This is a genomic window from Kitasatospora sp. NPDC093102, assembly GCF_040683915.1.
Taxonomy (GTDB): Bacteria; Actinomycetota; Actinomycetes; order Streptomycetales; family Streptomycetaceae; genus Kitasatospora.
Genome location: NZ_JBFBFA010000089.1, coordinates 1 through 1968, shown reverse-complemented (window position 1 = coordinate 1968; position 1968 = coordinate 1). Strand labels below are relative to the sequence as shown.

Genomic DNA, 1968 nt, shown 5'->3' with positions numbered 1-1968 from the left:
CCGGACGCGGCAGCATCGCGCCCACCGGCCGGTGACGTGGCGGCCGGCGGGAGCGGCCCGGAAACAAACCCGGCGGGAGCGGCCGCCGGCCGGCCCGCGCGGGTTCGGCATCCGATGCCACGGGCCCCGCAGCCACGGGTGGAAGGGGAGCGCCCCCGGCCCGCCGGGAGTGCTGCCGGCAACGGGGGGAACGGGACACCGACCAGTACCGGAACCGCTGCGCCGGCCGGTGTCGGTGTGACGGCCGGTGCCGGTGTGGCGGCCGGTGTGCGGCTGACCACGGGAGACGGCCGGCGGGCCCTGGCCGCGCTGAAAGAATGGAACGGCTCGAGAGCCCACCGGGGACTGCCCGAGGTCCTGATCCCGCACGAGCCGATGGACACGGTCGTCGAACAGCTCGCCAACCGCGTCCTGCTGTCGAAAACCAAGGCCCGCCAGGCCCGGTTCGGCTCCATCACCGTCGCGACCGGCGTCCTGGACAACTGCCGGAAAGCCTGGACCGCACCGGACCGCACCGGGACCACGGCCTGGCAACGCATCCAGGCCGTGATCCCGGGCCTGCCCGACCTCACCACCGACCACGCCACCACCACCCCCACACCCCGCGGCACCCGCAAACCCACCACCGCGACGGGCACCACCCCCACACCACCGGCACCCTCCCCACACACCGAGACACCCGCCGCCACAAACGCGGCGCCGGTGCCGCCCACGCCCGTGCGACCGCCCCGGAAAGCCACGGGACGGCGGATGGTGACGGACCCCTCAGGACTGCGAGTCCCCGCCCCACGCCCCGCAGACAGCGCACTCCCCGCCGGTTCGGTGTTCGCCGCCACCCCCGCCGCACACGCCGCGCGCACCGGCCCCGGCACAGCACCCACCCCACGCGCCACCAGCCACCACCACGCACCGGACCCCACCCCCGACCCCGTACCCACAAGCCCGCACTCCGACCGGGACGGGACACCCCCCCGCACCCCCGACCACAACACCGACCACAACACCAACGCCGACACCGATCCCATCGACGGCCGCGACGGTGACGGCGATCCGACCACCCCCGTGACCACCCACGCCGGGGACCGCGACGACATGGCCCGCGATCCCACCGGTGTCGAGGAACTCCTGGCCGCCACCCACGCCCACACCACGGACGCCACGGACGCCACGGACGCTACGGACGTCGACACCACGACCACCCCCACAGCCACCCCCTCCGGGGACCGCGACGACATGGCCCTCGATCCCACCGGTGTCGAGGAACTCCTGGCCGCCGCCCACGCCGCCCACGCCCACGGCACGGACGGCATCGAGGACGGCGACCCGACCGGGCCGACAGCCCCGACCGACACCGCCGACGGCAGGCCGACAGAAGAGGAAGACGCCGTCGACTGGGGCTTCTGGTTCCTCGACGAATCCGACCCGACCACCCCGAGCCCCACCGGATTGACCCCTCCACACGAAGACGCGGCCACCACCGGCCACGGCCGGCCGCAGCCCGACCCCTACCGCCTCACCGAGACACCCACCCCCGACGCTTCCCACAGCCCGATACCGATGACGTGGGAAACGGACAGCAACGACCACACAGGCCACCACGACCCCACCACCCCCACGGCCACCCACACCAGGAACCACGACGACACCGCCGCCCACGCCGGGGACCGCGACGACATGGCCCTCGATCCCACCGGCATCGAGGAACTCCTGGCCGCCACCCACGCCCACACCACGGACACCACGGAAGGCGTGGAAGGCACCGTCCCGACCGCGCCCACAGCCACCCACACCGACACCACCACCGACAGAGAGGACACGACAGAGCCCCTCTCCGGCGACCGGACCCCCTGGCCGCCCGAGGCATTCGACGACGACACCACGGCGGCCACCGGCGGGACCGGCGAGAACGAAGACACCCCCCGCATCACCCCCGAGGACCTCACCGGGACCATCCACCTCCTCGACCTC

General features: G+C 73.8%; 1 protein-coding gene. It reads left to right on the top strand.

The window, feature by feature from the left end; genetic code table 11:
* Positions 1-237: 237 nt before the first annotated feature.
* Positions 238-1968 (top strand): hypothetical protein (locus tag AB0O11_RS38310; RefSeq protein ID WP_363396952.1); only part of this gene is annotated, 1731 nt, incomplete at its 3' end.